Annotated in this window: 17 protein-coding genes; 10 read left to right on the top strand and 7 right to left on the bottom strand. The window is 63.2% G+C overall.

The window, feature by feature from the left end; translation table 11 throughout:
* Positions 1-204 precede the first annotated feature (204 nt).
* The 8 genes from NZM16_RS00580 to NZM16_RS00545 all read left to right on the top strand — a co-directional run bounded on the left by NZM16_RS00580 (position 205) and on the right by NZM16_RS00545 (position 11,127).
* Positions 205-1,254: a LacI family DNA-binding transcriptional regulator gene (locus NZM16_RS00580; RefSeq protein WP_295449338.1), complete on the top strand. Its 1,050-nt coding sequence runs from the start codon at positions 205-207 to the stop codon at positions 1,252-1,254.
* The gene (locus NZM16_RS00575; RefSeq protein WP_295477765.1) at positions 1,251-2,630 is read left to right on the top strand and encodes an extracellular solute-binding protein; all 1,380 of its coding nucleotides are present in this window, start codon (positions 1,251-1,253) and stop codon (positions 2,628-2,630) included. Before NZM16_RS00580 ends, NZM16_RS00575 begins: the two co-directional genes overlap by 4 nt.
* 191 nt (positions 2,631-2,821) lie before the next feature.
* On the top strand, positions 2,822-3,766 hold the full coding sequence (locus NZM16_RS00570; protein ID WP_295449343.1) for a carbohydrate ABC transporter permease: 945 nt from the start codon (positions 2,822-2,824) through the stop codon (positions 3,764-3,766).
* Positions 3,763-4,674, top strand: a complete 912-nt coding sequence (locus tag NZM16_RS00565; RefSeq protein WP_295449346.1) for a carbohydrate ABC transporter permease — start codon at positions 3,763-3,765, stop codon at positions 4,672-4,674. Before NZM16_RS00570 ends, NZM16_RS00565 begins: the two co-directional genes overlap by 4 nt.
* A gap of 408 nt (positions 4,675-5,082) precedes the next feature.
* Positions 5,083-6,930 carry a hypothetical protein gene (locus NZM16_RS00560; RefSeq protein WP_295449348.1) on the top strand — a complete coding sequence of 616 codons (1,848 nt, stop codon included), beginning with the start codon at positions 5,083-5,085 and terminating at the stop codon, positions 6,928-6,930.
* Positions 6,931-6,985: 55 nt separating this feature from the next.
* Entirely contained in the window at positions 6,986-8,263 is a 1,278-nt protein-coding gene (locus tag NZM16_RS00555; RefSeq protein ID WP_295449351.1) for an MFS transporter, read from the top strand.
* A gap of 38 nt (positions 8,264-8,301) precedes the next feature.
* Complete coding sequence (gene iolB / locus NZM16_RS00550) at positions 8,302-9,111, top strand: 5-deoxy-glucuronate isomerase (protein WP_295477762.1); 810 nt, start codon at positions 8,302-8,304, stop codon at positions 9,109-9,111.
* 27 nt (positions 9,112-9,138) lie between these two features.
* Positions 9,139-11,127 (top strand): GH116 family glycosyl hydrolase, encoded by a 1,989-nt coding sequence (locus NZM16_RS00545; RefSeq protein WP_295449357.1) that lies wholly within the window; start codon positions 9,139-9,141, stop codon positions 11,125-11,127.
* Between the two features lie 114 nt (positions 11,128-11,241).
* Here NZM16_RS00545 and NZM16_RS00540 read toward each other — a convergent pair whose 3' ends face one another.
* Together NZM16_RS00540 and NZM16_RS00535 are read right to left on the bottom strand one after the other, a co-directional pair.
* On the bottom strand, positions 11,242-11,538 hold the full coding sequence (locus NZM16_RS00540; protein WP_295449360.1) for a DUF971 domain-containing protein: 297 nt from the start codon (positions 11,536-11,538) through the stop codon (positions 11,242-11,244).
* 235 nt (positions 11,539-11,773) lie between these two features.
* On the bottom strand, positions 11,774-12,766 hold the full coding sequence (locus tag NZM16_RS00535; RefSeq protein WP_295449362.1) for a glycoside hydrolase family 5 protein: 993 nt from the start codon (positions 12,764-12,766) through the stop codon (positions 11,774-11,776).
* 639 nt (positions 12,767-13,405) lie between these two features.
* Here NZM16_RS00535 and NZM16_RS00530 point away from each other — a divergent pair.
* Positions 13,406-13,834, top strand: coding sequence for a hypothetical protein (locus NZM16_RS00530; protein ID WP_295449364.1), 429 nt, complete (start codon positions 13,406-13,408; stop codon positions 13,832-13,834).
* Between the two features lie 131 nt (positions 13,835-13,965).
* Entirely contained in the window at positions 13,966-15,642 is a 1,677-nt protein-coding gene (locus tag NZM16_RS00525) for a cellulase family glycosylhydrolase (RefSeq protein WP_295477759.1), read from the top strand.
* Between the two features lie 147 nt (positions 15,643-15,789).
* Here the strand turns inward: NZM16_RS00525 and NZM16_RS00520 are convergent, their stop codons facing one another.
* The 5 genes from NZM16_RS00520 to NZM16_RS00500 all read right to left on the bottom strand — a co-directional run bounded on the left by NZM16_RS00520 (position 15,790) and on the right by NZM16_RS00500 (position 21,485).
* Positions 15,790-16,728: an ABC transporter ATP-binding protein gene (locus tag NZM16_RS00520; RefSeq protein ID WP_295449370.1), complete on the bottom strand. Its 939-nt coding sequence runs from the start codon at positions 16,726-16,728 to the stop codon at positions 15,790-15,792.
* A gap of 1 nt (position 16,729) precedes the next feature.
* Positions 16,730-17,680 (bottom strand): ABC transporter ATP-binding protein, encoded by a 951-nt coding sequence (locus NZM16_RS00515; RefSeq protein WP_295449373.1) that lies wholly within the window; start codon positions 17,678-17,680, stop codon positions 16,730-16,732.
* Between the two features lie 8 nt (positions 17,681-17,688).
* Positions 17,689-18,543: an ABC transporter permease gene (locus NZM16_RS00510; RefSeq protein WP_295449376.1), complete on the bottom strand. Its 855-nt coding sequence runs from the start codon at positions 18,541-18,543 to the stop codon at positions 17,689-17,691.
* Positions 18,544-18,545: 2 nt separating this feature from the next.
* Positions 18,546-19,532, bottom strand: a complete 987-nt coding sequence (locus tag NZM16_RS00505) for an ABC transporter permease (RefSeq protein WP_295449379.1) — start codon at positions 19,530-19,532, stop codon at positions 18,546-18,548.
* Between the two features lie 159 nt (positions 19,533-19,691).
* The gene (locus tag NZM16_RS00500; protein WP_295477756.1) at positions 19,692-21,485 is read right to left on the bottom strand and encodes an ABC transporter substrate-binding protein; all 1,794 of its coding nucleotides are present in this window, start codon (positions 21,483-21,485) and stop codon (positions 19,692-19,694) included.
* Between the last annotated feature and the right edge of the window lie 421 nt (positions 21,486-21,906).

Here is a 21,906-nt window from a genome sequence, read left to right as displayed (position 1 = left end):
GGGGCCGCCGAAGGCGGCCCCGCCCACCCCCATTCCTCCCTCCCCACGGCCCGAAGACGTGGGGAGGAGGGTAAAAGACTTCCCGAGGAAGCCGACGGTATCCTTTCTATCCGATGGTCCACATCCTCTTGACAGACATTTCAAGTTCCCTTATAATCTAATCGCTTAGACTAACCGGTTAGATCCGGATGTGAGGCCGGTTCGATGCCGCGCAGGGGATCTCGGGATGTCACGATTCAGGATGTGGCGCGGCGGGCAGGGGTTTCGGTGGCAACGGTTTCCTATGTGATTAATGGTGGACCCCGCCCGGTGGCCCCGGAGACCCGGGAGCGGGTGTTGCGGGCGATGGAGGAGCTGGACTATCACCCCAACGCCTCCGCCCGGCGGCTGGCCTTTCAACGTTCGGAGTGTCTGGGGCTGGTGCTGGCTGGCCTGGGCGATTCCAACTTCGCGACCCCTTATTTCCTCGAGTATGTGCGTGGGATCAGCTATGCGGCCGAGATGAAGGGATATAACGTCATGTTGTTCACCGCTCCTCATCGCCTCGATCCCCCCTCCTGGCGCCGCATGCTGCGATCGGGTTTGGTGGATGGCCTTCTCCTGCTGGGCAGTTCGATCCCGGATGAGTGGATCCTGGATCTGTGGGCCAGGGAGTTCCCAGCGGTGCTGATCGCCCGGCGGATCCCTGGTCATACCGGCTATTGTGTGTTCCAGGATTATGAACAAAGCGCTTATATGGCGACGCGCCATTTGATGGAGAGGGGCTATCGGCGGATCGGTTTCTTGGGGCAGGCGTTGCGGTTCAGTTATGGCCAGGAGCGCCTAAGGGGCTATCAGCGCGCCCTTCAGGAGGTGGGCCTTCCGTATGATCCGGCCCTGGTGAGCATCCCTGAGCGACCACGGGACGATCCCTCCATGGAGGAAGTGGCCCGGCTCCTGCAGGCGGATCCCCCGCCGGATGCGTTGTTAACCGATCGCGATGTGGTGGTGCTGGCCCTCTTAAGGAATCTGGGGCTTCGAGTTCCGGAGGATATCGCTCTGGTCAGCCTGGATGAAAGCGAAGCGGCTGCCCTTCAGGAGGTCCCTCTCACAGCGGTGCGTCCTCCTAAGTTCGAGCTGGGCATGCAGGCGGTGGAGATGGTCCTGCGGCTGATCGCTGGCGAGAAGCCTCAGCCGTCAGAGGTGGTTTTGCCGATGCCATTGATCGTTCGCGCCTCGAGCCCCCCTAAACCTGTTCCGGAGGGATCGCCATGAAAACCGTGAAGCGCTCCAAGGTCTCTGCGGTCTGGATCGGTTGGGTCATCCTAGGGCTTCTCTTGGGCGCGTGCGTCCCGGCCGCCACGCCCACCCCGGCAGTGGTGGAGAAGCCCGTGGAGGTGACCCGGATCATCGAAGTGACGCCCACCCCTCCCGCTACTCCAACGCCCCGCTTCGCCGGTGTCACCCTGACGCTTCTGGACAACCCTGAAGGACAGACGGAGAACATGATCGCCCTCCAGAAGCGGTGCGAGGAGAAGACCGGCATCCGCCTGAACGTCGAAGTAGTTCCCCACGGAGAGGTGCGCCCCAAGCTCTTAGCCGCCCTGGCGAACAAGCTCCCCACCTATGACCTGTTCTATGTCGACATCATCGATCTCCCCCAGTATGCCGCGGCCGGCTACACCTATCCGCTGGAGGGCTTCCTCACCCCGGAGATGCGGGCGGACATCCTGCCCTTCGCCGAGAAGGGGGTGATCTATGAGGGCAAGTGGATCGCCCTGCCCTGGAAGGCGGAGTGGATGTCGTTTGTCTACAACAAGAAGATGCTGAAGGATGCCGGCTACGACCGCCCGCCGCGCACGTGGGACGAGCTCATCCAGATGAGCCTGGACCTGAAGAAGAAGGGCATCGTGAAGTATCCGATGGTCTTCAGCTGGGCCGCCAACTACGAGCAGGTCACGGTGGACTACGTGATGCTGGTGAAGAGCCTGGGCGGCGAGCTGTTCGACGCTCAGGGCAACCCGGTCTTCAACCAGGGCGCGGGGGTCCAGGCCCTGCAGCTGATGTATGACATGATGCACAAGTATGAGATCATCGATCCAGCGGCCCTGACCCTGCGGGGCGGCGGCAAGCGGCGGGACGTCATGCTGGCCGGCCAGGGAGCCTTCGTGTTCCTGTGGGGCACCCCGCTGCTGGTGATGAACGATCCGGCCAAGTCGCCGCGAGCTGGGGAGTTCGACATCGCCCTGGCTCCCGCGGGGCCCGGCGGCCCGTATTCCGTGGCCGGTCCGATGGGCTGGGCGATCTCCGCCTACTCGAAGAACCCCGAGGCTGCCTGGGAGTTCCTCCGTTGCATTGCCGGTCCGGAGGGTGAGAAGTTCATGTTCCTGAAGGAGGGCGCGCCGCCCGGCTGGAAGAGCGTCCTGAACGACCCCGAGGTCTCGATGAAGCTGAAGCAGGCGGGCGGCGACGTGATGCTCCAGCAGGCCGCCTTCCTGGCCATGCGCCCCGCCCTGCCGTATTACCAGGAGTGGTCGGCGGCCATGCAGAAGGCCATCCAGGAGGTGCTGACCAAGCAGAAGACCCCGCAGAAGGCCCTGGAGGAAGTGGCCGCCTACACCCGTGAGTTGAAGGCCAAATACGGTCGGTGATCGGCTCTCCTCCCCGTGGGCGGGCCGGGGAGCGGCAAGGCCCGCCCACGGCATCTTCTGTGCGCCGCAGGGCTTCTGCAACTCCTTCGCGGGGGATCGTTGTCCCCCGCGTTCTTTTCTCGCACGGCCGTATGAGATCAAGGGCTCCTCATATCGCCGGGCCGCTGACCCCTAGGCCAGGAGGACTTGTGATGGAAGTGACAATCCGGGCGAGGACAAACCTGCACCTCCTGATGGCGAAATCCAGGACCCTGCGCTACCGCACCCGCTTGGTAGGGCTGTTGATGATCACGCCTGGCCTGGCGATGATCGTCAGCCTTCTGTTCTACCCCCTCTTCCACTCCCTGGTCATCAGCCTTTATGACCTCAACATCCGGGCGCCCTGGCTGGGGCCCCGATTCGTGGGCCTTTGGAACTATCTTCAGGCCCTGTCCTCCCCCGACGTCCAGGCGGCGGCCGGGCGCTCCCTCTATCTGGCCGCGGTGGGGATCGGCCTGGGGATCCCGCTGTCGATGGCGTTCGCCCTGATCCTGAACCGGCCTTTCCCCCTTCGAGGCCTGGTCCGCGGCCTGCTGATCGTCCCCTGGATCCTGCCGGGCACTGTGCAGGGGCTGTTGTGGAGCCGGATCTATGATCCCCACTATGGCGCCCTCAACGGGGTCCTCTACCAGCTGGGGATCATCCGGGACTACATCCCCTGGCTGCTGGATCCCCAGCGGGCGCTGCTGTTGGTGGCGCTGGCCAACACCTGGGCCACCGTGCCGATGATGACGCTGCTCTATCTGGCCGGCCTGCAGAGCATCCCCGAGGAGATCTACGAAGCCGCCCAGGTGGATGGGGCGGGATGGTGGGCCCGCTTCCGCCACATCACCCTCCCGCTGCTGATGCCCATTACGTTGATCAACCTGATCCTCAAGACCATCGATGCCCTCACCCTCTTTGACCTGGTGTATGTGTTGACAGGCGGCGGTCCAGCCAACGCCACTCAGGTGATCGGCTATTACCTCTACGACGCCGCCTTCCAGCGGCTGGAATACGGCTATGCCTCGGCGCTGGCCTGGCTGATCGCCCTGACCGCCGTTGGCCTGACGGTGCTCTACAGCCGGATCACTCGACCCGGGGAGGCGCGCCTATGATCGCCCGGATGGAGATCGGTGGGCTCCTGGCCGCGCGTCGGTGGCGTCGCATCCTGGCCGCCCTGTTCCAGATCCTCCTGGTCGTTGGGGTGTTCCTGTTCATCACCCTGCCCTTGGCCTGGCTGGTCATCAGCAGCATCGCCTCGCCCGCCGACCTGTTGTCTATCCCTCCGCGCTGGATCCCTTGGCCGCCTGACTTTTCGAATTACTCCCATCTGCTGTTCGGTGGAGAGATCGAAGGGACCACTCTGACTACGGTCACCCTGCGGGCGTTTCGCTTCTCCCTTCGGAACAGCATGATCGTGGCCAGCGGGGTGACCGCCCTGTGCCTGCTCTTCGGCGTCCTGGCTGGCTACGCGTTCGCGCGCCTACAGATGCCGCTGGGCGACCGCCTGCTGTATCTATTCCTGCTCGTCCAGATGGTGCCGGTGATCGTCCTGCTGATCCCGATGTTCCTGGTGATGAGCCGCTTCGGCCTGCTGGATCGCCTGGAGATCGTCATCCTGTTGTTGACCGCCTTCCACCTGCCCTTTGTGATCTGGATCCTGCGCAGCTACTTCCTGAGCATCCCGGTGGATCTGGAGGAAGCGGCCCTGGTGGACGGCGCCACCCGGCTCCAGATGCTTCGCCACGTCATCCTGCCCCTCGCGGTCCCTGGCCTTTTCGCCGCGGGGGTGTATACCTTCATGCAAACCTGGAACGCCTTCATGATCCCGCTCATCTTCACGTCCAGCGAGACGAAGCGCACGGTGACGGTGGCCATTGCGATGTTCATCGGACGACACTATACGGAATACGGCCTGATCTCCGCGGCGGGGGTCCTGGCCAGTTTACCCCCCGCCCTCCTGGCGATCTTCTTCCAGCGCTATCTCCTGGCCGGCTTGACCGCCGGCGCGGTGAAGGGATAGCGTCGGCGGCCCGACGGCAGCCCGTGGCCCCTGTGGGATAAAGCGGGCGATCGGCTCGGACCCATCATGAACTCTGGGGCATAATGGGCGAGGAGAGGCCTTCGGGCCGGGCAGGCGCTGAAGACAGCCTTCCCGGCCCGAAAAGTTCTCGCCGGAGTTATGCCATTGGAAGCCGGTCGGACGAGGTGGAAGGGTTCTTCCCTCCCCACGGCCCCGAGGGCCGTAGGGAGGGGGAATCAACAAGACCCCAAAGCCCCCGGAGGAAGCCAACGGTGGAACTCCTATCTCGGTAGTGTTTCACTGCAGAGGGGTGAGGAATATAGGGGAGGAGCGATCGCTATAGCGCCTTCACATGCCGATCGCTCAACACCGCATCATTTCAAATCAATCAGCGGATCGGAGACGACGATGCGTCACGATGAGCTTTCCATCGGCCGACATCGACCGATCTACCTCTGGGCGGGGCCGGGGACCATCCGCATGAACCGCCTCAAGTTCATGGGGGCACCGGTGGACGTGGAGGCCCATCTGGAGGCTTACACAGAGGCCGGGGCCCAGCGGGTTGCCGAGGAGCTGGGGAATAACTGGGCGTATCTGACTTACAATTGGGGCTTTCCTCCCGAAATCGAACAGGAGGATTGGGAGACCTTCGAGAAAGCAGCAGCCATCTACCACCAGCGGGGGATCCGCGTCTTCGCCTACATTCAGACCTCGAATGCGGTCTTCGACGGCAGCCATCGGGCCCGCGACTGGTTCGCCCAGGACCCTCGGGGCCGTCCGATCTATTATTACACCGGCCGCTATATGACCTGCTGGCTGCACCCGGACTGGCTGGCGCATCTGCGGGACCGGATCCGGGACGCGATCGCTCGGGGCGCCGATGGGATCTTCTTCGACAACCCCTGGCATGCGGCCCAGCCCCTTCTCTTCGCCCGGATGTGGCTGGGGCCTGCCGGCTGTTACTGCCCCCGATGCCGCCGCGCCTTCCAGCAGGCAACCGGGCTGGAGATCCCCCGCTCGCTGGAGCCGGAGCGGGAGGAAGCCGCGCGCCTTTACCTCCGATGGCGTGCGCAACAGGTGACGGACACCCTGACGGCCCTGGCGGACTACGCTCGCTCGCTCCGCCCGGACATTGTGATCAGCGCCAATGACTTCGACGCGGTGATGCGCCCCAGTTTCCTGATCTACGGTATCGACCTGGCGAAGCTGGCCCGCGTCCAGGACATCCTGATGATCGAGGATTACGGGCTCCCGCGCTGGGACGGGGATCGACTGGTCAACAACGCCCTCACCTTGCGGACGGCGCGGGCCCTGGCCGGTGAAACGCCCCTCAGCACCCTCCCTTACGACCGGGGGATCGGGTTCGATGGGGTCTATCCCCCGCGCCGGTTCCAGCAGGCGATCGCGGAGGCCGCCGCGTGTGGGGCGATCTTGGTGATCAAAGGGACTGAGTTCGTCGAGGGGGGAACGTTCACTGTCCTCACCGCCCCGCGATACGCGGAGCAACGAAGGGCGATCGGGACCTATCAGCGCTGGCTTGCTGATCACGCGGCGCTCTACGAAGGGCGGGAGAACTGCGCTCCCCTCGCGCTCTTGCACCCCGGGGATGCTCTATGGGCGGAATGGACACGGATCGCCCCTCTCTACTTCGGAGCCGCCCAAACCCTGCTGGATGCCGGGATCCCCTGGCGCGTTGTCCGATCCCCCGATGAAGCGATGGATGCCCGCGTTCTGGTGAGTGTGCAGCCGCCTTCCGGGGCGGCCGGGTTCCACGGCCGATGGATCGTTCTGTCCGAGCTACGCGGATGGAGGGATCTGGGCCGGGGGGAGCGGCCGATCGCCCCGGCCGTCCGGCGGGTTCTGGAAGGCATCGGCCTGGGCCTTTATCGCGCCTACTTCCGATCCCGCCTGGCCCGTCGATGGATGGATCGGCTGCAGATGGTGCATTTTTTCGTTCAATCTCCCTATTTCCAGCTGCCGCCCGCATCGCTTCGGCAGGAGCTGCTTGCGGCCATCGGTCCGATCGCCCCGCGGGCCATCGCGTCGCAGCCCGTCTTGATCGAGGTCTGGCGGAGGGGATCGGAGGAACAGATCCACTTGGTGAACTACGGAGCGACTGAGCAGGAAGTCGAGATACAATTCCCCTCCGGGCGATCCGGCCGCTGGATCTCGCCGGATGGCGGCGCAGGGGCCTTCGAAGGTGATCGGATCCGGCTTCGGCTGGATGTCTACGCGGTGCTGATCGCCCGCCGATGAGGGCGGTGCCGGATGACGGCCGGCGTGTTCAGCTTCTCTTCCTCGGGGGAAGACGATGGGGATCCCGGCCATCGCGTATTGGACGCTGCTGGTTTTGTTCTGGGCGAATTTCCTGAACTTCATGGACCGTCAGATCATCGCAGCCCTGGTGCCGATTTTGCGGCGAGAGTGGGCGCTGAGCGATCTGCAGCTGGGGTTGCTGAACACCGCTTTCGGGGTGATCTATGCCCTGGCCCCATTCCCGATCGCCTATCTCTCCGACCGCTGGCTGCGGCGCCGGGTGATCGCCCTGGCTGTGGCGGTCTGGAGCGGGGCGATGGCGTGGAGCAGCCTGGCCCTGTCCTATGGGATGCTGCTCCTGGGGCGGGCGGGCCTGGGGCTCGGACAGGCGGGCTATGGCCCCTCCGCGCTGGCGTGGCTCAGCGATGTGTTCCCGCCCCAATATCGTTCGCGAGCAGTTGGGATCCACGACCTGGGGGTGATTCTGGGGGCGGCGGCCGGCTACGGAATCGGTGGGGTGATCGGTCAGGCCCTCGGCTGGCGGACGGCCCTCGGGATAGCGGCTCTCCCTGGCTTCCTGCTGGCAGCCCTGATCTGGCGGATGCCGGAGCCCGTCAAGGGCCAGAGCGACTTGGCGGACATGCGGGAGCAAGGGGTGCTTCCCCCGCCGCCGGTTCTGCCGCCTCTCCCCACCGTCCGGGCTCTGCTGCGGATCCCGACGCTGCGCTGGACCTTCGGGACGGGCGTGTTGATTTCCTTCGCGACGGGCGGGATGGCTTACTGGCTGCCCAGCTTCGCCGTGCGCCTGCACGGGTTCTCCCCGGGGGAGGCGGGCTTGCTGGTCGGCGCCATCACGGCCCTGACGGGGGCCTTCGGCGTCCTGGCCGGCGGCTTCCTGGCCGACTGGTGGCGCCAGCGCGCGCCCGGCGGGCGGCTGCGCACGGTCGGCCTGGGCTTCGCCCTGGGCTTCCTGCCGGCCCTAGGCGCGCTGTTTGCGCCGGATCGTCTAACCTTTATTCTGCTGGCTGCCCTGGCGCTCTTTTTCTACACGTTCTATTTCCCCTGCATGGGCCCGATCATGCACCAGGTGACGATCCCCACGATGCGGGCCAGCGCCTTCGGCCTCTATCTGCTGCTGGTGCATATCCTGGGGAACGCGCCTGCCCCGGCCATCATCGGATGGCTGTCCGATCAAACCGGGAGCTTGCAGGCCGGCCTGCTCGTGGCGCCGCTTATGGCGCTGGTTGGAAGCGCGCTGGCGTTCTGGGGCAGCCGCCATGTGGGGGAAGACGAACGACGGATGAGGGAGCAGATGCGCGGGGCAAGTCTCTGAACGTCAGCGGTTTCGAGGATCGACAACCGGGAGGCGGCATGGGAAGCCTGCGATTGCGCGCTCCGCTTGGGTGGGGATACGTTCGGATCGCGGAGCCGGGGTCAACGCCGCTGCGATATCTCCGCTTCGGGGTCCTGCGTTTGCAAGCGGGGATGGCGCAGGTCCTGACGTTCCCCGGCGAGGAAAGCCTGCTGGTGTTGCTCCGCGGTCAGGCGAAGTTGCGCTGGTCCGATCGGACCGCGCAGGTGGCCCGGCGTGATGTCTTCACGGATCCGGCGACAGCCCTCTACGTGCCGCCCGGGGATTCTGTCTTTCTGGAGGCAGAGGAGGAGACGGAGTGGGCGGTGGCCCACGCCGCCGGCGAAGTCGTTTTCCCCGTCCGCCTGATCCTGCCGGCGGATCTCCGGCCGCGGGAGGCTGGCGGGCCTGGCTTCCGGCGACGGATCGTGGAGCTGTTGGGGCCGGAGGATGCGGCATTCCATCTCCTGGTGGGGGAGACCTTCACGCCTGCAGGGAACTGGTCCAGCTATCCGCCCCACAAGCACGATGAGGAACGCCCCGGGCAAGAGGCGGCCCTGGAGGAGATTTATTTCTACAAAATCCATCCTCCCCAGGGCTTCGCCCTGCAGTGGATCTATACATCGGACGGAGACCTGGACGAGGCGATCGCGGTGCGCTCCGATGAGGCAGTGCTCATCCCGCGGGGCTATCATCCGGTGGCTGCCCCGCCCGGATACGATGTTTACTACCTGTGGGCGATGGCCGGGCCGCGCCGCGACCTGCGCGTGGCTTCCGATCCGGCCCATGCCTGGCTGTTGGAACGCCATCATCTTTCCAGCCCACGTTGAATCCTGCATGGAGGAACGAGGTCATCGATGCGCGTCTTCCCCCAACCTGATGGAGCCCTGCGGATCGAGGATCCAGACGCCCACGTCCTCTACGATATGGGGAATCCCCGTCTCTTCGTTCGATTCGATGGGCGAGGCCATGCGCTTCATCTTTTGTTGGCCGATGGATTTTACGCCGGCGCCTGGGAACTTGACCTGACGGTGGATCAGCAAGCGTTCCGGTTCCGGGAAGGCCGGGCGATCGGGCGTCGGTGGACGCTGGAGGGCGCCAGCGATGGGCTGGAGGTGCGGCTGTCCAGCTTCATATCCGAAGAGGCGCCCGGCGTGTTCCAGGTCCTGACCGTGCGTTCTCGCGGGGATCGGAAGCAGGGGATCGGGCTGAGGATCCATCTGCGGTTCACGCTGCCAACGTCTTGGAGGGATCGCTGGCGGTCTGCGCTGGCCCAACGGATCCCCCGCTGGATCGCTCAACCCCGCTGGTGGTCGGAGGGATGGGCGAAGGGGCTGCTCCCTCCTGCCCCCGAACGGGTTCAGATCTTTCCGGGTGGATGGATCCGTGGGGATGGGCGGGTGCCTCTGAGGTGGGTTTCCAGCATCGCCCCTGGGGAGATCCGGGCGCGTGGGAGGGAAGTGGATCTGCGCTGGGATCTGCCGATCTCGCCTGGGGAGACGGTGCGCCTGGCGTGGGGGATGGTTGCTGGCTCGACAGAAAATCCTACGGCCGAAATCGAGACGGCCCATGAAGCGGCGCTCCGCTACGAAGAGTGGCTCTCCCGTCTGCATCGCTGGGAGGATCCGCTTCTGCAGTCCCTCTTCGTGGCGGGGCTCAACACGGCCATCGCGATGTATAAATCCCTCCCGGATGGGTTCGCGGGCTTGGTGGCGGGTCCGGATTACGCCTATCCCCCCCGGCTGTATTTCCGCGACGGATACTGGACGGCCCAGGCCCTTCTTTTCTTCCGGCCGGAGTGGGTGCGACGCCATCTGCTCTCGATTGCGCGAGGGATAGGGGAGAACGGAGCGTGTCCGAGCGGCGTTTTCGCCCCTCATTTGTTGCACCCTGAGGGGCCGATGCCTGGCGGGCTTCCCGACTGGTTGCCGGATCACCTGGACGCCCCTGCCTTCCTCGTCCTCCTCGTTCACGACTATCTGCGGGTCACCGAGGATTGGCAGGTGTTGGAGGAGCGGGTCCCTTCGCTTCATACCGGAAGGGAGCGCCCGCTCTGGGCAGCGGCGCGGTCCGCCCTGATGTATTTGATCTCCCGGGATTCGAATGGAGACGGGCTCGTCGAGAAGCCGGACGCGCCGAACGACTGGGCGGATAATGTGCGCCGGGGAACGTGGGTCACCTATGACCAAGCCCTCTATGTCGCTGCGCTGCGAGCTGGATGCATGATCGCGCGGGCGTTGCGGGAAGAGCGCCTGGCGGAGCATCTGGCGTCCAGGGCGTGGGAGGCGCAGCGGGCGTTGAATACCATACTCTGGGATCCTGCTCGCGGTCATTATGTGAACTATCGGCGGCCGAACTACGTTGAGGATCATTTCTCCATCGACACCCTGGTTACGCTGCTATATGGCCTGGCTGAGAGGGAACAGGCCCACCGGATTCTGGCTGCTGCCCGATCGCTTCAGACCCGTTATAATCCGAAGCAACCTTATGGGGACTGGGGGGTCATGTCCGTTTTCCCCCTCTACAGGAACCGTCGGGATCTTTTCGGGAGGTCAGCGCATCCTTACCGTTACCATAATGGGGCGGATTGGCCGTATTGGGATGGGGTTTATGGGTGGCTGTTGCTTCAACGAGAGGATCCGGATTGGAAATATGTGCTCACCCGATGGTGGTCCTACAGTCTGGAAAACGGATGGTTGACACCGGTGGAATATTATTCGCCGCCTTATCCCCGCGGCGGGTTATTGCAAGGATGGAGTGCGATGCCGGCGGCGGCGTTGCTTTGGGGGAAGGAGCGGATCTGCCCTCCGCACCTGCTGGCCCTCGGCGGAGGGGCGTGGGAATAGCGGATTACGGCCCCTCGGGCCGCGGGGCGAGAGGAGAAGCGTGGTCAGGGGTTGGGGCGCCCAAGGCGCCTCGCCCCAACCCCCAATTCCTCCAAAATATATAGCTTGCCTCCCTCAGCCGTCAGGGTCGAGCTCCCGAAGATAGCGCCAGGTGTAGAGGCCCGAGGAATGGCCATCCCCCCAGAAGAAGCGCACAGCGTAATTTCCCACGTAAGCGAAATCTGTCAGTGTGTCGTTTGGGGGAGGGCGCAAAAACATCGGATCCTCCCGGGCCCGCTGGGCCTCAACGCGACACAGGGCGCATGGGCAGGCCGCTCGCAGTTTGGACCACGGGAGGATCCGCTGGGAGCCATCCGGCCACTCCACCGTGACCGTGCGGGTCTCTGCGTCGATGCGGACTCGGGCCAGCATATCCTCCTTCCTCCTGGATGAGCCGGGGCTTGGCGCCCATCTGGACATGCCGCGCTCCTCTCCTCGCCGACGCTACGTATGTCGGGGAGCGCTTTCCCATGGTGCCTGCGTTCCCCATCGCCAGGTCAGAGGGATCCCAACGGGCGGCTTTGCGGGCCTCGAGGGCTTCCTCCAGCAGCCGTCTCTACGATGCGGCCCGGTGCTGGTGACGCGGTCGTGATCCCCGGCGAAGGTCTCAGGGACGATATACCGAGGCCTCTGCCGAATACGGGGAGCTGCGCAGCCCGTTCGGGCCGTTGATTAGTCTCTCCCCCCACGGGGTTAATCGGTTCGGATCGAACATGAGGACCATATCTAGATACGCCATGCTCTCGTGATTTCCACTCCATGACCAGCCCAGGTATCCAATCCGATACTGGTCGGCGTAGGCCATGATCGCGTCTTCATTCGGGTCTCCGTCTGTATGCATCCAGCCGAACTCGCCGATCACCAGCGGGAGATCCCGCTCGACGAACCATCGGATGTAGGCCTGAACTGCTGTGGCTGTGTTGTAGGCGCCATACATATGGACGCTGAATATGACGTTCCGGTCCGGGTCTGCGCGCAGGATCCGACGAGCGTTGTCCCGCATGATTCGTTGCCGATCCTGCCCCCAATCGGGGGCGTCGACCATCAGGGCGTGGCGGAAACCGGATTGCCGCAACGCGCGGACGGCGCGGATCGTGTCCTGGACCCAGTTTCGCGCGTTTCGGGTTCCATGAGGCTCGTTTCCAATGTTCACAATGACATAAGCCTCCTCGCCGGTCAGCACAGGATAAAGCGATCGCCAGTAAGCGACTGCCTGGTCTAAAGAGGCGGCGCCTTCCTGCTCTCCGTATCCTGTGGTGTCGTGCACCTGTAGCACACACACCAGATGGTGGTGCTTACAGCGCCGGATCACGTCTGCCACCTCCGTTGCTGGGCTGGGGCCCCAGCGCTGGCCGCTGCCCAGCGCAACGCGAACGGCGTTTGCCCCGGCGTTCCGGATATCCGCGAAAGCACGGGTTTGATGGGGATGCCAGACATGAAGGTGATTGACCCCTCGGATGACAAACGGATTTCCTTTGGCATCCAGGATCAGCCGGCCGCTGACGCGAAAACCCGGCGGCCTCCGGGCCTCTGAAGGAGAGGGCAGGGGGGAGACCAGGCGCGAGATCGTCGCCGGCCCCAGGGCCAATAAGATGCCCATCACTAAAATCCATCGGGAAGATCCCGAGGAACTTCGTCTGAGATGATCCGTGCCCGCTTTAGGAAGGGATGGATTTTCAGGCCGATAGGTGCCCACAGGCTTCCTTCCGATGAAGCTGATCCAGGCCACAGCCGTCTGGGGTCGGTTTTCACCCTGATTGTTGCACCTTCCCGCAGGCCCGTCAATTGGGATCTGCCAGGCGAATGTTCAGGTGATGTCCGAAGCCGGCAGAGATGTCAGAGGGTGGCTCGCGAGCCGAAGGGCATAACGGACGTGCAGCTCATTCTCCGCCGCCGGCCATCCCATCGCACGGATTGGCGCCATTTGTATGATGCTGTTTTGCGGCGATGTGTTATGATTTCAGTCATTTCATCAGAATTTCAAGCCAAAATTCGATTTATATTTTATTATTTAATCCCAAAAAGTGGCCATAATTATCATTTATGATTCTATTGAATGGGAAGTCGTGGGTTGTCATCGCGGTCGATCTGGGTAGAATGCTTTTAAACAGGGAATGCGAGGACGCTTATCCTGTCGCTCTTCAACCCCTCATCTGCCTGCTCTGGCCCGGGGTGACAGGAGCACAAGCAGGCGTGGTGAGAGGACCCGACGGACACTCCCTCCGTTGGAGGAACCCAGATGTATCCAGAAAGTGAGATCTTGTTCCCCCCGCGTTGCATCCCTTTGCTGGCGGAGACCCGGGGGAAAGCCTGGAGGGCGCTGGTGCGCCGGGTGGCCCGTTTGCCGGAGGAGCATCCGGACACGCTGGCCCTGTCGTTGACCGTGATCCGGCTGGCGGGCTGTCTGACCTGTGATATGGACAGTTATCGAGCTTCCCTGGGCTGCGCTGCGTGCTCCCAGCGCGCCGTGGCTGGGTTCAAGGGCACCGATGAGCAGTTGATCCACCGTTTTGAGGAAGCCCGGGAGGAGATCGAGGCCTATCTGAATCAGGGAACGCCGCTCTCCGCGAAACGGAAGACCGCTCCGCGCAAGGCCCGGGTGGCCAAGGCCGTCGCCTCCTCGAAGACTTCCAAATCGTCCGGGGCCTCCGGGGAGCGATCGGGTTAACGGTCTCCGCTGATTGTATGGAGCCCATGAGGGGAAAATTCGGGGGCTGGGCAGGCCGCTGCATGCGGTGCCCTACCCAGGCCCCAACGGCTCCTTCAAACAGAGCGAACTCTGTGGGAGAGGCGCATCGAATGCATCGGCGCCAGGTGATCGTTGTTGGGATTCTCGGGTTGTTGGGCCTCTCCGGAGCCTTGTGGATTTCGCCGGCTGGGATGGCCTGGGCCTACGAGGTGACCGGCGAGGAAAACCCCTTAGCCCGTCTCCGTGGCGTTCTCCATTACCTCACCAATCCTCTACGTCCAGCTCTGCAGCTAGCCCCCGAAAGGCTCATCGCCCATACCGACGATCCCCCTTTCGGGGTGAACACGTTTCTGGAGCAGGAGGTGGAGCCGGAGAAGCGCGAGCGGACGGTGCGCATGATCGCCGAGGCGGGCTTCCGCTGGATCCGTCAGGAGTTCCCCTGGGCAGATATCGAGATCCATGGGAAAGGGGATTTCGAAGACCGCCGGCATATCCCCTATCGTTCCGCCTGGGAGAAATACGATCACATCGTGGATCTGGCGGAGCGCTACGGCCTGCGCCTGATCGTGCGCCTGACCAGCCCGCCCGCCTGGTCGCGCCGCGATGGAGAGGCGCGGGGGGCCTTCGCCCCGCCGGATAACCCGGAGGATTTCGCCGATTTCGCGGAGGCGGTGGCCCGCCGCTATCGCGGCCGGATTTTCCATTATCAGATCTGGAACGAGCCCAACATCGCTCCAGAATGGGGCGCTTGCCCGACCTGCGCGGTGGATCCGGAGGCTTACACAGATCTGCTTTGCCGCGCCTACCGGCGGTTGAAGGCGGTGGATCCCCAGATCGTGGTGATCGCCGGGGCGCTGGCTCCCACCCTCTCCCTGAACCCCTATCCGCCGAACGGGATCAACGACGTGGTGTTCCTGGAACGGATGTATCGAGCGGGGGCGGGGGCCTGCTTCGACGCCCTCTCCGTCCAGGGCTACGGCCTGTGGTCCGGCCCCACCGACCGCCGCCTTCGCCCCTACGTCATCAACATCAACCGCGCCCTCTACGTGCGCGACGCGATGGTCCGCCACGGCGACGCCCACAAGCCGATTTACATCGCGGAGATGGGTTGGAACGCGGTCCCCGATTGGGTCGGGGACAAGCGGTTCGGCCAGGTGACGGAGGAGCAGAAAGCCCGTTATCTGGTTGAGGCCTTCGAGCGGATCCAGCGGGAGTGGCCGTGGGTGGCGGTGGCCAGCGTATGGTTCTTCAAGCGCGCCTCCGACCGGGAGCGGGATCAATCGTTTTATTACTTCCGCATCGTGGAGCCGGATTTCACCCCGCTTCCCGCTTACGAGGCGCTGAAGGCGTATTTCAACCAGCCCCCTCGAATGTATCCAGGCGTTCATACGGCCGACCACTGGGCGTTGCGATGGGAAGGGGGATGGGAGCGGATAGGAGATGGGAGGCGCCGGGGATCCCCCGGGGCACGGGCGAGCTGGACCTTCTACGGAGGCCCGTTGCGGTTATCGGGAGAAAGCGAAACGGGCGGACGGATCCGGGTGGAGCGGGATGGAAACATCCCCCAGAGGTTCGTTCTTCGCCCCGGAGCCTGGGAGGTGGTTCTGCCGGGCCCGACAGGCTGGCACACGCTGCGGCTGGAGGTTGAAGCTGGCTCGGTCACGCTCTCGCGGATCGGGGTCGCTCGTTCAGACGGCCGGGAGGGCCTGGTTCTGGTTCTGGGATGGCTGGTGCTGGTCCTCGGGATCGCTGCGCGTCTTGGTTCATTCCAGGGCCCGTCTTCTTAGGAGCCTATCCGAACGACGCTGAAGGCCCCCCGCTCCACCTCCAAACAGACCTGGGGAGAGGTGAAGAAGGGGGGGAAGGGACCATCCTCCTCGGACGGGACCTCTGTTCCCCAGTCCCTAATTCACCGCTGGTCGAAGCGATGGGCTCTAAGATCGCAGATGGCAGGCCACATGGTGGCCGGCTTCCACTTCCACCAGCTCCGGCGCGCGCCGTGTGCAGATCTCCTGTGCGATCGGGCACCGGCCGTAGTAGACGCATCCCGACGATCCATAGGCAGCGCCCCTCTCGATATGGGTGCGCTCCCGGGTCCATTTCTGATCCAGGCGGGGAACCGAGGCCATCAGCATCTCCGTGTAGGGGTGGAGAGGCCGGGCATATACCCTCTCCGTCGGCCCCATCTCCACGATGCGCCCCCTGTAAAGGACCAGCGATCGATCGCTGATGTAATGCCCCAGGGAGAGATCATGGGTGATGAAGAGAATCGAGAGGCCCCGATCCCGCAGGTCCGCCAACAGGTTGAGCACGTCGACGCGGGTGGAAGCGTCCAGCATGCTGATGATCTCATCCGCCACCAGCAGCCGGATATCCAGCAACAGGGCGCGGGCGATGAGAAAGCGCTGCAGCTGCCCGCCGCTCAGCTGATGGGGATATTTGCCCAGGACATCCGGTGGATTCAGGCCGACAGCCCGCAAGGCTTCTTCCACCTTGCGCTCCCATTGCGAGCGGCTGATGCCCGGGAAAAACTCCTCCCGAAGCATCGTGAAGATTCGGTCGGCCTTGAAGATGGGGTTGTAAGAAGCGAAAGGGTCCTGAAATACCCCCTGGACCTTCCGATAGTATTCCTTGATCCCCTGGCCTTTCAGGGAGAAGATGTCCTTTCCCTCGAAGCGAATTGTCCCTGAGGTGGGGGGGATCAACCGGAGGATCATCTTGCCGATGGTGCTCTTGCCGCTTCCGCTCTCCCCGATCAGGGCGACGATCTCTTTCTCGCCGATCTCGAAGCTGACCTCGAACACCGCAGTGAGCTTCCCCAGGCCCAGGGCGCCGGTCCGGTAGACCTTGGACACCTTTTCCAGGGTCAGCATCTTAGATCTCCCGCCAGCAGGCTATGAAATGACCCGGCTCCACTTCAACAAATGGAGGGGTCTCCTGGCAACGCTCAAAGGCGACCGGACAGCGATCCCGGAAACGGCATCCGGGCGGGGGATCCAGGAGCCGAGGCGGGGCGCCCGGGATCCCATGCAGGCGCTCCTGGCGATAGCGCGCGCCGACCCGGGGGAGGGAGGCGATCAGCATGCGGGTGTAAGGATGGCGGGGAGAGCGAAGGATCACCTCCGTGGGGGCTTTTTCAGCCATTTGTCCTGCATACATCACCGCGATGGTATCCGCGATCTGATAGAGAATGGATATATCGTGGGTGATGAAAATCGTGCTGCGGACAAACCCCCGATTTCGGAACTCCACGATCATCTCGCAAACCGCCTTCTGGGTCGAGACGTCTAGGGCGGAGGTGATCTCATCGGCGATCAGGAGCGACGGGTTGAGCAGGGTGGAGATCACCATGACGACCCGTTGTCGCATCCCGCCCGATAATTCGATGGGATACATGTTCAGCACGTCATGGGAAAGCTGAACCAGGTCCAGCCTCCGCTTCAGCTCCGGAAGGATCTCATTGAAATCCACATTGTGGGCGGCGAGCAGCTCGGCGATCATCCGGCCGATTTTGCGGGTAGGGTTCAGGGCGTTCATCGCGTATTGAGGGATGATGGAGATCCGCCGGAACCGGAACTCGTTCATCCGCTTCATGTCCCAGATGGGAACCTCCCGTCCGTCCAGGAACACCCGCCCCTCGATGTAGGTCATCGGCGGCTTTAAGTAGATCAGGCTGTGGCCGAGGGTGGTTTTCCCACAGCCGGATTCCCCGGCCAGCCCCATGATCTCGCCGTCCGCGACAGAGAACGTGGCCCCTTCGAGGGCGCGGACATATCCCCGCAGGGTGCGGTAGTAGACGCGGAGGTTTTCCACCCTCAGGCCCATAAGGCGCCTCATAGCTCCCGGAGTTTGGGGTTGAACACCTCATCCAGCCCCACGTTCATCACGTAGAGCGCGCCGACGATGGCCGTGATTGCTGCGCCAGGAGGGATCAGCCACCACCACATCCCCAGCTGAAGGGCCGCCCACAAGACTGCGTTGTTCATCATCAACCCCAGGGACATCCCCTGGGTGGGGCCGAGGCCGATGAAATCCAGGGTGGCGGCGTTCAGGATCGCGCCTCCGAACTGAAGGATGAAGGTCATGAAGAGATAGGACATCATGTTGGGGGCGATCTCGGTGAGCATGATCTTCAGCGAGCTCCTCCCGCTCATCCGGGCCAGATCCACGAACTCCCGGGCGCGCAGGGAGAAAGTTTGCGCGCGGATGGCCCGCGCGGCCCACGGCCAGGCGGTGCATCCGATGAAGATGCTTTCCACCAGGATGCCTCGCACTGTGAGATAGGCGGCGATGATGATCAGGACGGCCAGGGTGGGGAGGATGAGGACGATGTTAGTGAACATATTCAGGATCTCATCCAAGAGGCCTCCCCGGTAGCCGGCGACGAGGCCGATCAGGATGCCCAGCAGGGTGCCGATCCCACCGCCGATCAGGCCCACGACGAACGTCGAGCGCAGGCCGTGGGCGAACTGGGAATACACATCCTGGCCGAAAGTCGTGGTCCCGAACCAGTATTCGGGTGAGGGGGGATGGGCGGGCGGGCCCACGTAAGCGTTCGGGTCGTAGCGGGCGAACAGGGGGCCGATCAGGGCGGCGACGATGAACAGGAGCAGGATGGAAAGCCCGACCCGGAGCTTGGCGTTTCGCAGGGCGAAATACAGGAACTCGTGGCGGATCCCGGCGCGCATCGCTATTCCCCTGTCATTCCCAATCGGGTGCGTGGATCGACCAGCGCGTAGATGATGTCGATGATGAAATTGGCCAGCAACACGCCGGTGATAATGAACAGAAAGCACCCCTGAAGCAGGAAATAATCCTGGTTCTGGACCGCCTGCAGGATCAGATATCCGGTCCCAGGGTAGGCGAAGACGATCTCGGTCGCCAGGGCGCCGGCGACGATCGCTCCCAGCTGAAGGGCCAGCCCGGTGATCTGGGGAAGCATGGCGTTGCGGAACGCATATTTTCGGATCAGGCGCTGAGGGGCTCCCAGGGCCTCCAGATAGCGGGAATAATCCGCCTCCAGTTCATAGATGATCATATTCCGCATGCCGATGGCCCATCCGCCGAACATCACCAGGAACAGGGAAGTGAAGGGGAGGAACCAGTGCCAGAGGAGGTCCTGAATGAACAGCCACGAGAGATGGGGTCGGATGTTGAAACTGTAGGCGCCTGCGATGGGGAAGAGCCCGGCGACGTGTCCCAGAGCCCAGGCCAGCAACAGCGCCAGCCACATATACGGGGTGGCGGTCAGGATGTAGCCCAGGGGAAGGATGGTGTTGTCCAGCCAGCGCACGCGCGCGGCCATCGCCCCCACCTGGTTGCCCGCGATCCAGCTCAGGAGGATCGCGGGCAGGAGCAGGAGGAGATCGTAGGGCACAGCCCGGTAAATGACCGCGATCACCGGTTGGGGGAAGAGCCAGGTGCTGACGCCCAGATCGCCCCGGAACAGCGCGATCCAGAAGTTGAGATACTGCTGCCAGAGCGGAAGATCCAGCTGGAAGGCCCGGATGTAGTAGCTTCGCAACACCTCCGCAACGTCCGCCCGCAGGGCCATGCGGGCGATCATGGTGTCCACCGGGTTGCCTGGCATCAGGCGGGGGATCAGCCAATCGATGGTGACCGCGAAAAAGAAGGTCAGCAAGTAGATCAGCAGCTTACGCCCCAGGTAGCGCCCCACGTCCGCTCCTCATCCTCGCCGGAGTCTCCACCCGGATCATCCCGCAAAGGGGGATGCAAGCCGTTCAAATCGCCCATATCCTCCCCTCCCCGGGGTCCGTCTGGCTACAGGGGAGGGAGGACAGGCCTCTCCTGTCTGAATATATCAGCGGCCCAGCTCTTACTTCTTAACCGGCTTCAACTCAGTGAGCATCAAGAGGGCGGTCATGTTCCAGTAGCCCCGCCATGTGCATGGCAGATACTTGGGGGCGCCCGCTGCGGCCGACGGCCAGTTGGTCCAATGGGCCTCGTTCCATTGCGACCAGAGGCCGTTATACCAGAGCGGGATGGCGGGCATATCGGTCAGCTGGATCCGCTGGATCTGGGAGATCACCTGCTTCATGCCGGCCGTATCGCCCACCGGGACCTTATCGAGCTGGACCACCAGATCGAAGACCCGAGGGTTATTATAACGGCCGTAGTTTCCATCGTTCATCTTGGGAGTGATGGGGTTCCGGAACAGCCAGAAGTAGAAGGTCCACGGCGTGTTGCTCATCTGGGACCCGAAGTTGTTGATAGCCATGTCGAAGGTGCCGCCGGTCAGCTGATCCCAGTATCCTCCGAAGTCCGGGAAGTCGGCCTGGAGGTTGATCCCGACGGCCTGGGCGCTGCTGGCGATCACCTTCGCGGCCTCCATCCAGTCGGTCCATCCGAAGGGGACCATGATCTTCAGCTGGATGGGCGAGCCGTCGGGCGCCTCCACGAAGCCATCCCCATTCACGTCCCGATAGCCGGCCTGGGCCAGGATCTGCTTGGCCCGGTTGGGATCATACGAGAACCCCAGCTCATTGACCACGGCCTGGTCGACGAAGCGCTCCCATACCGGAAGCAGGCCGGTGGGGTTGGCCTTTTGAACAATGTTGCCATAGACCCGGGTTACGATCTCGTCCACGTTGATGGCAAAAGCCATCGCCCGCCGGAAATTCGGGTCGTCCATCGGCTTCTTGGTGAGGTTCATAAACAGGAAGGCGGTGTTGGCGGCCAGCATGTAAGGCGCGTCGTCATACCAGGTCTTAATGCCGTAGCCTCCCTTCACCAGCGTGGCGATGCCAGGGAGGAAGTTGTTGCTCAGATCCACCTCGCCCTTGAGCACCAGCCCGAGGGCGACGTTGTTGCTGGGGTTGACGATGTCGACGATGTAACGCGGGGCCACGGATTTACCCAGGACCTTGATCGCCCACCAGTTGTCATTGCGCTTCCAGACCACCCGGTCCTCCGAATGGGCTTCATAGACGTAAGCCCCGGAGCACAGCGGCGGCAGGTTCTGGCCGTTGACGATCTCATCCGGGGAACGGCCCTGCCATGCATGCTTGGGGACGATGGCGACGGAGTAGAGGGTGTTGCCCCACTCTTGATGGCGGACCTCTTTGAACGTGAATCGGACGGTGAGGTTATCCACTGCTTCCACTTTTTCGAGCCAGTCCCAGAGGGGCCGATAGTAAACCCCTTCCAGCTTGCCCAGCTCGAAGGTATAGACCACATCGGCGCTGGTCATGGGCTGGCCGTCCGCCCAGGTGATCCCCTGGCGGAGTTTCACTTCGTAGACATTATCGCTCGCCCAGCGTCCGCTCTCCGCCAGCCAGGGGATGTATTCATCTTTCAGGGGATCGTAGAGGAAGAGGGTTTCATAGCAGAGGCCGATGGTGCCCATCGCGTTGGTGCCGACCTGGATCGGATTCCAGTTCGAAGGGGGGCCCCACTGAGTGCCGCTGGTGTAGAGGGTCTCCTCGCGCGGATAGACCACCACGGCGGGGGTGGGGGTGGCAGGCGGCGGCGTCGCTGTGGGGGCCGGTCCGGGCGGCTGAGTCGCGGGCGCTGCCGTAGGGGAGGGGGTGGGCGTGGTGGGTTGGCAGGCGCTGAGCAGCATCACCCCAATGACCGCCAGATGAACGAGCAGCAGGCTGAGGCGCTTCATGGCTGTTCCTCCTGAACCAGTATAGGGAGATCCTTTATAGAGCGCGGGCCGCCATCGATCGCCTGCATCTTGAGAGCTTTTGCCTGCCTGTGGGAACCCTGATTTGGGAGCGCTCCCAAATAATCTATAGCATAGAACGTCTATTCTGTCAAGGGCTCCCCTGGAGAGGTTCTGAATCCATTCAGGAATATCCTCCGGCATTCCTTGACAAGTAAGGCCGATCAAGATAAGATTAGGCTGTTGAGCGCGGGAGATTTGGTTCTTGGTTTCGGTTTTTAATTAAAAAAATCATAATAGATGGAGTCTATGAACTGCGGCACTCCTAGGGTTTGTCGAGGGGAACAGGGCATTTATTTTGGGAGCGCTCTCATAGGAGGGGGGGAATGGGCTATACCTTAGAAGAGATCGCCCGACTGGCAGG

This window comes from Thermoflexus sp. (genome assembly GCF_025055495.1).
In the GTDB taxonomy this organism is placed as follows: domain Bacteria; phylum Chloroflexota; class Anaerolineae; order Thermoflexales; family Thermoflexaceae; genus Thermoflexus.
Note: the sequence above shows the minus strand (reverse complement) of the source record. Positions and strands in the feature narration are given on the sequence as shown.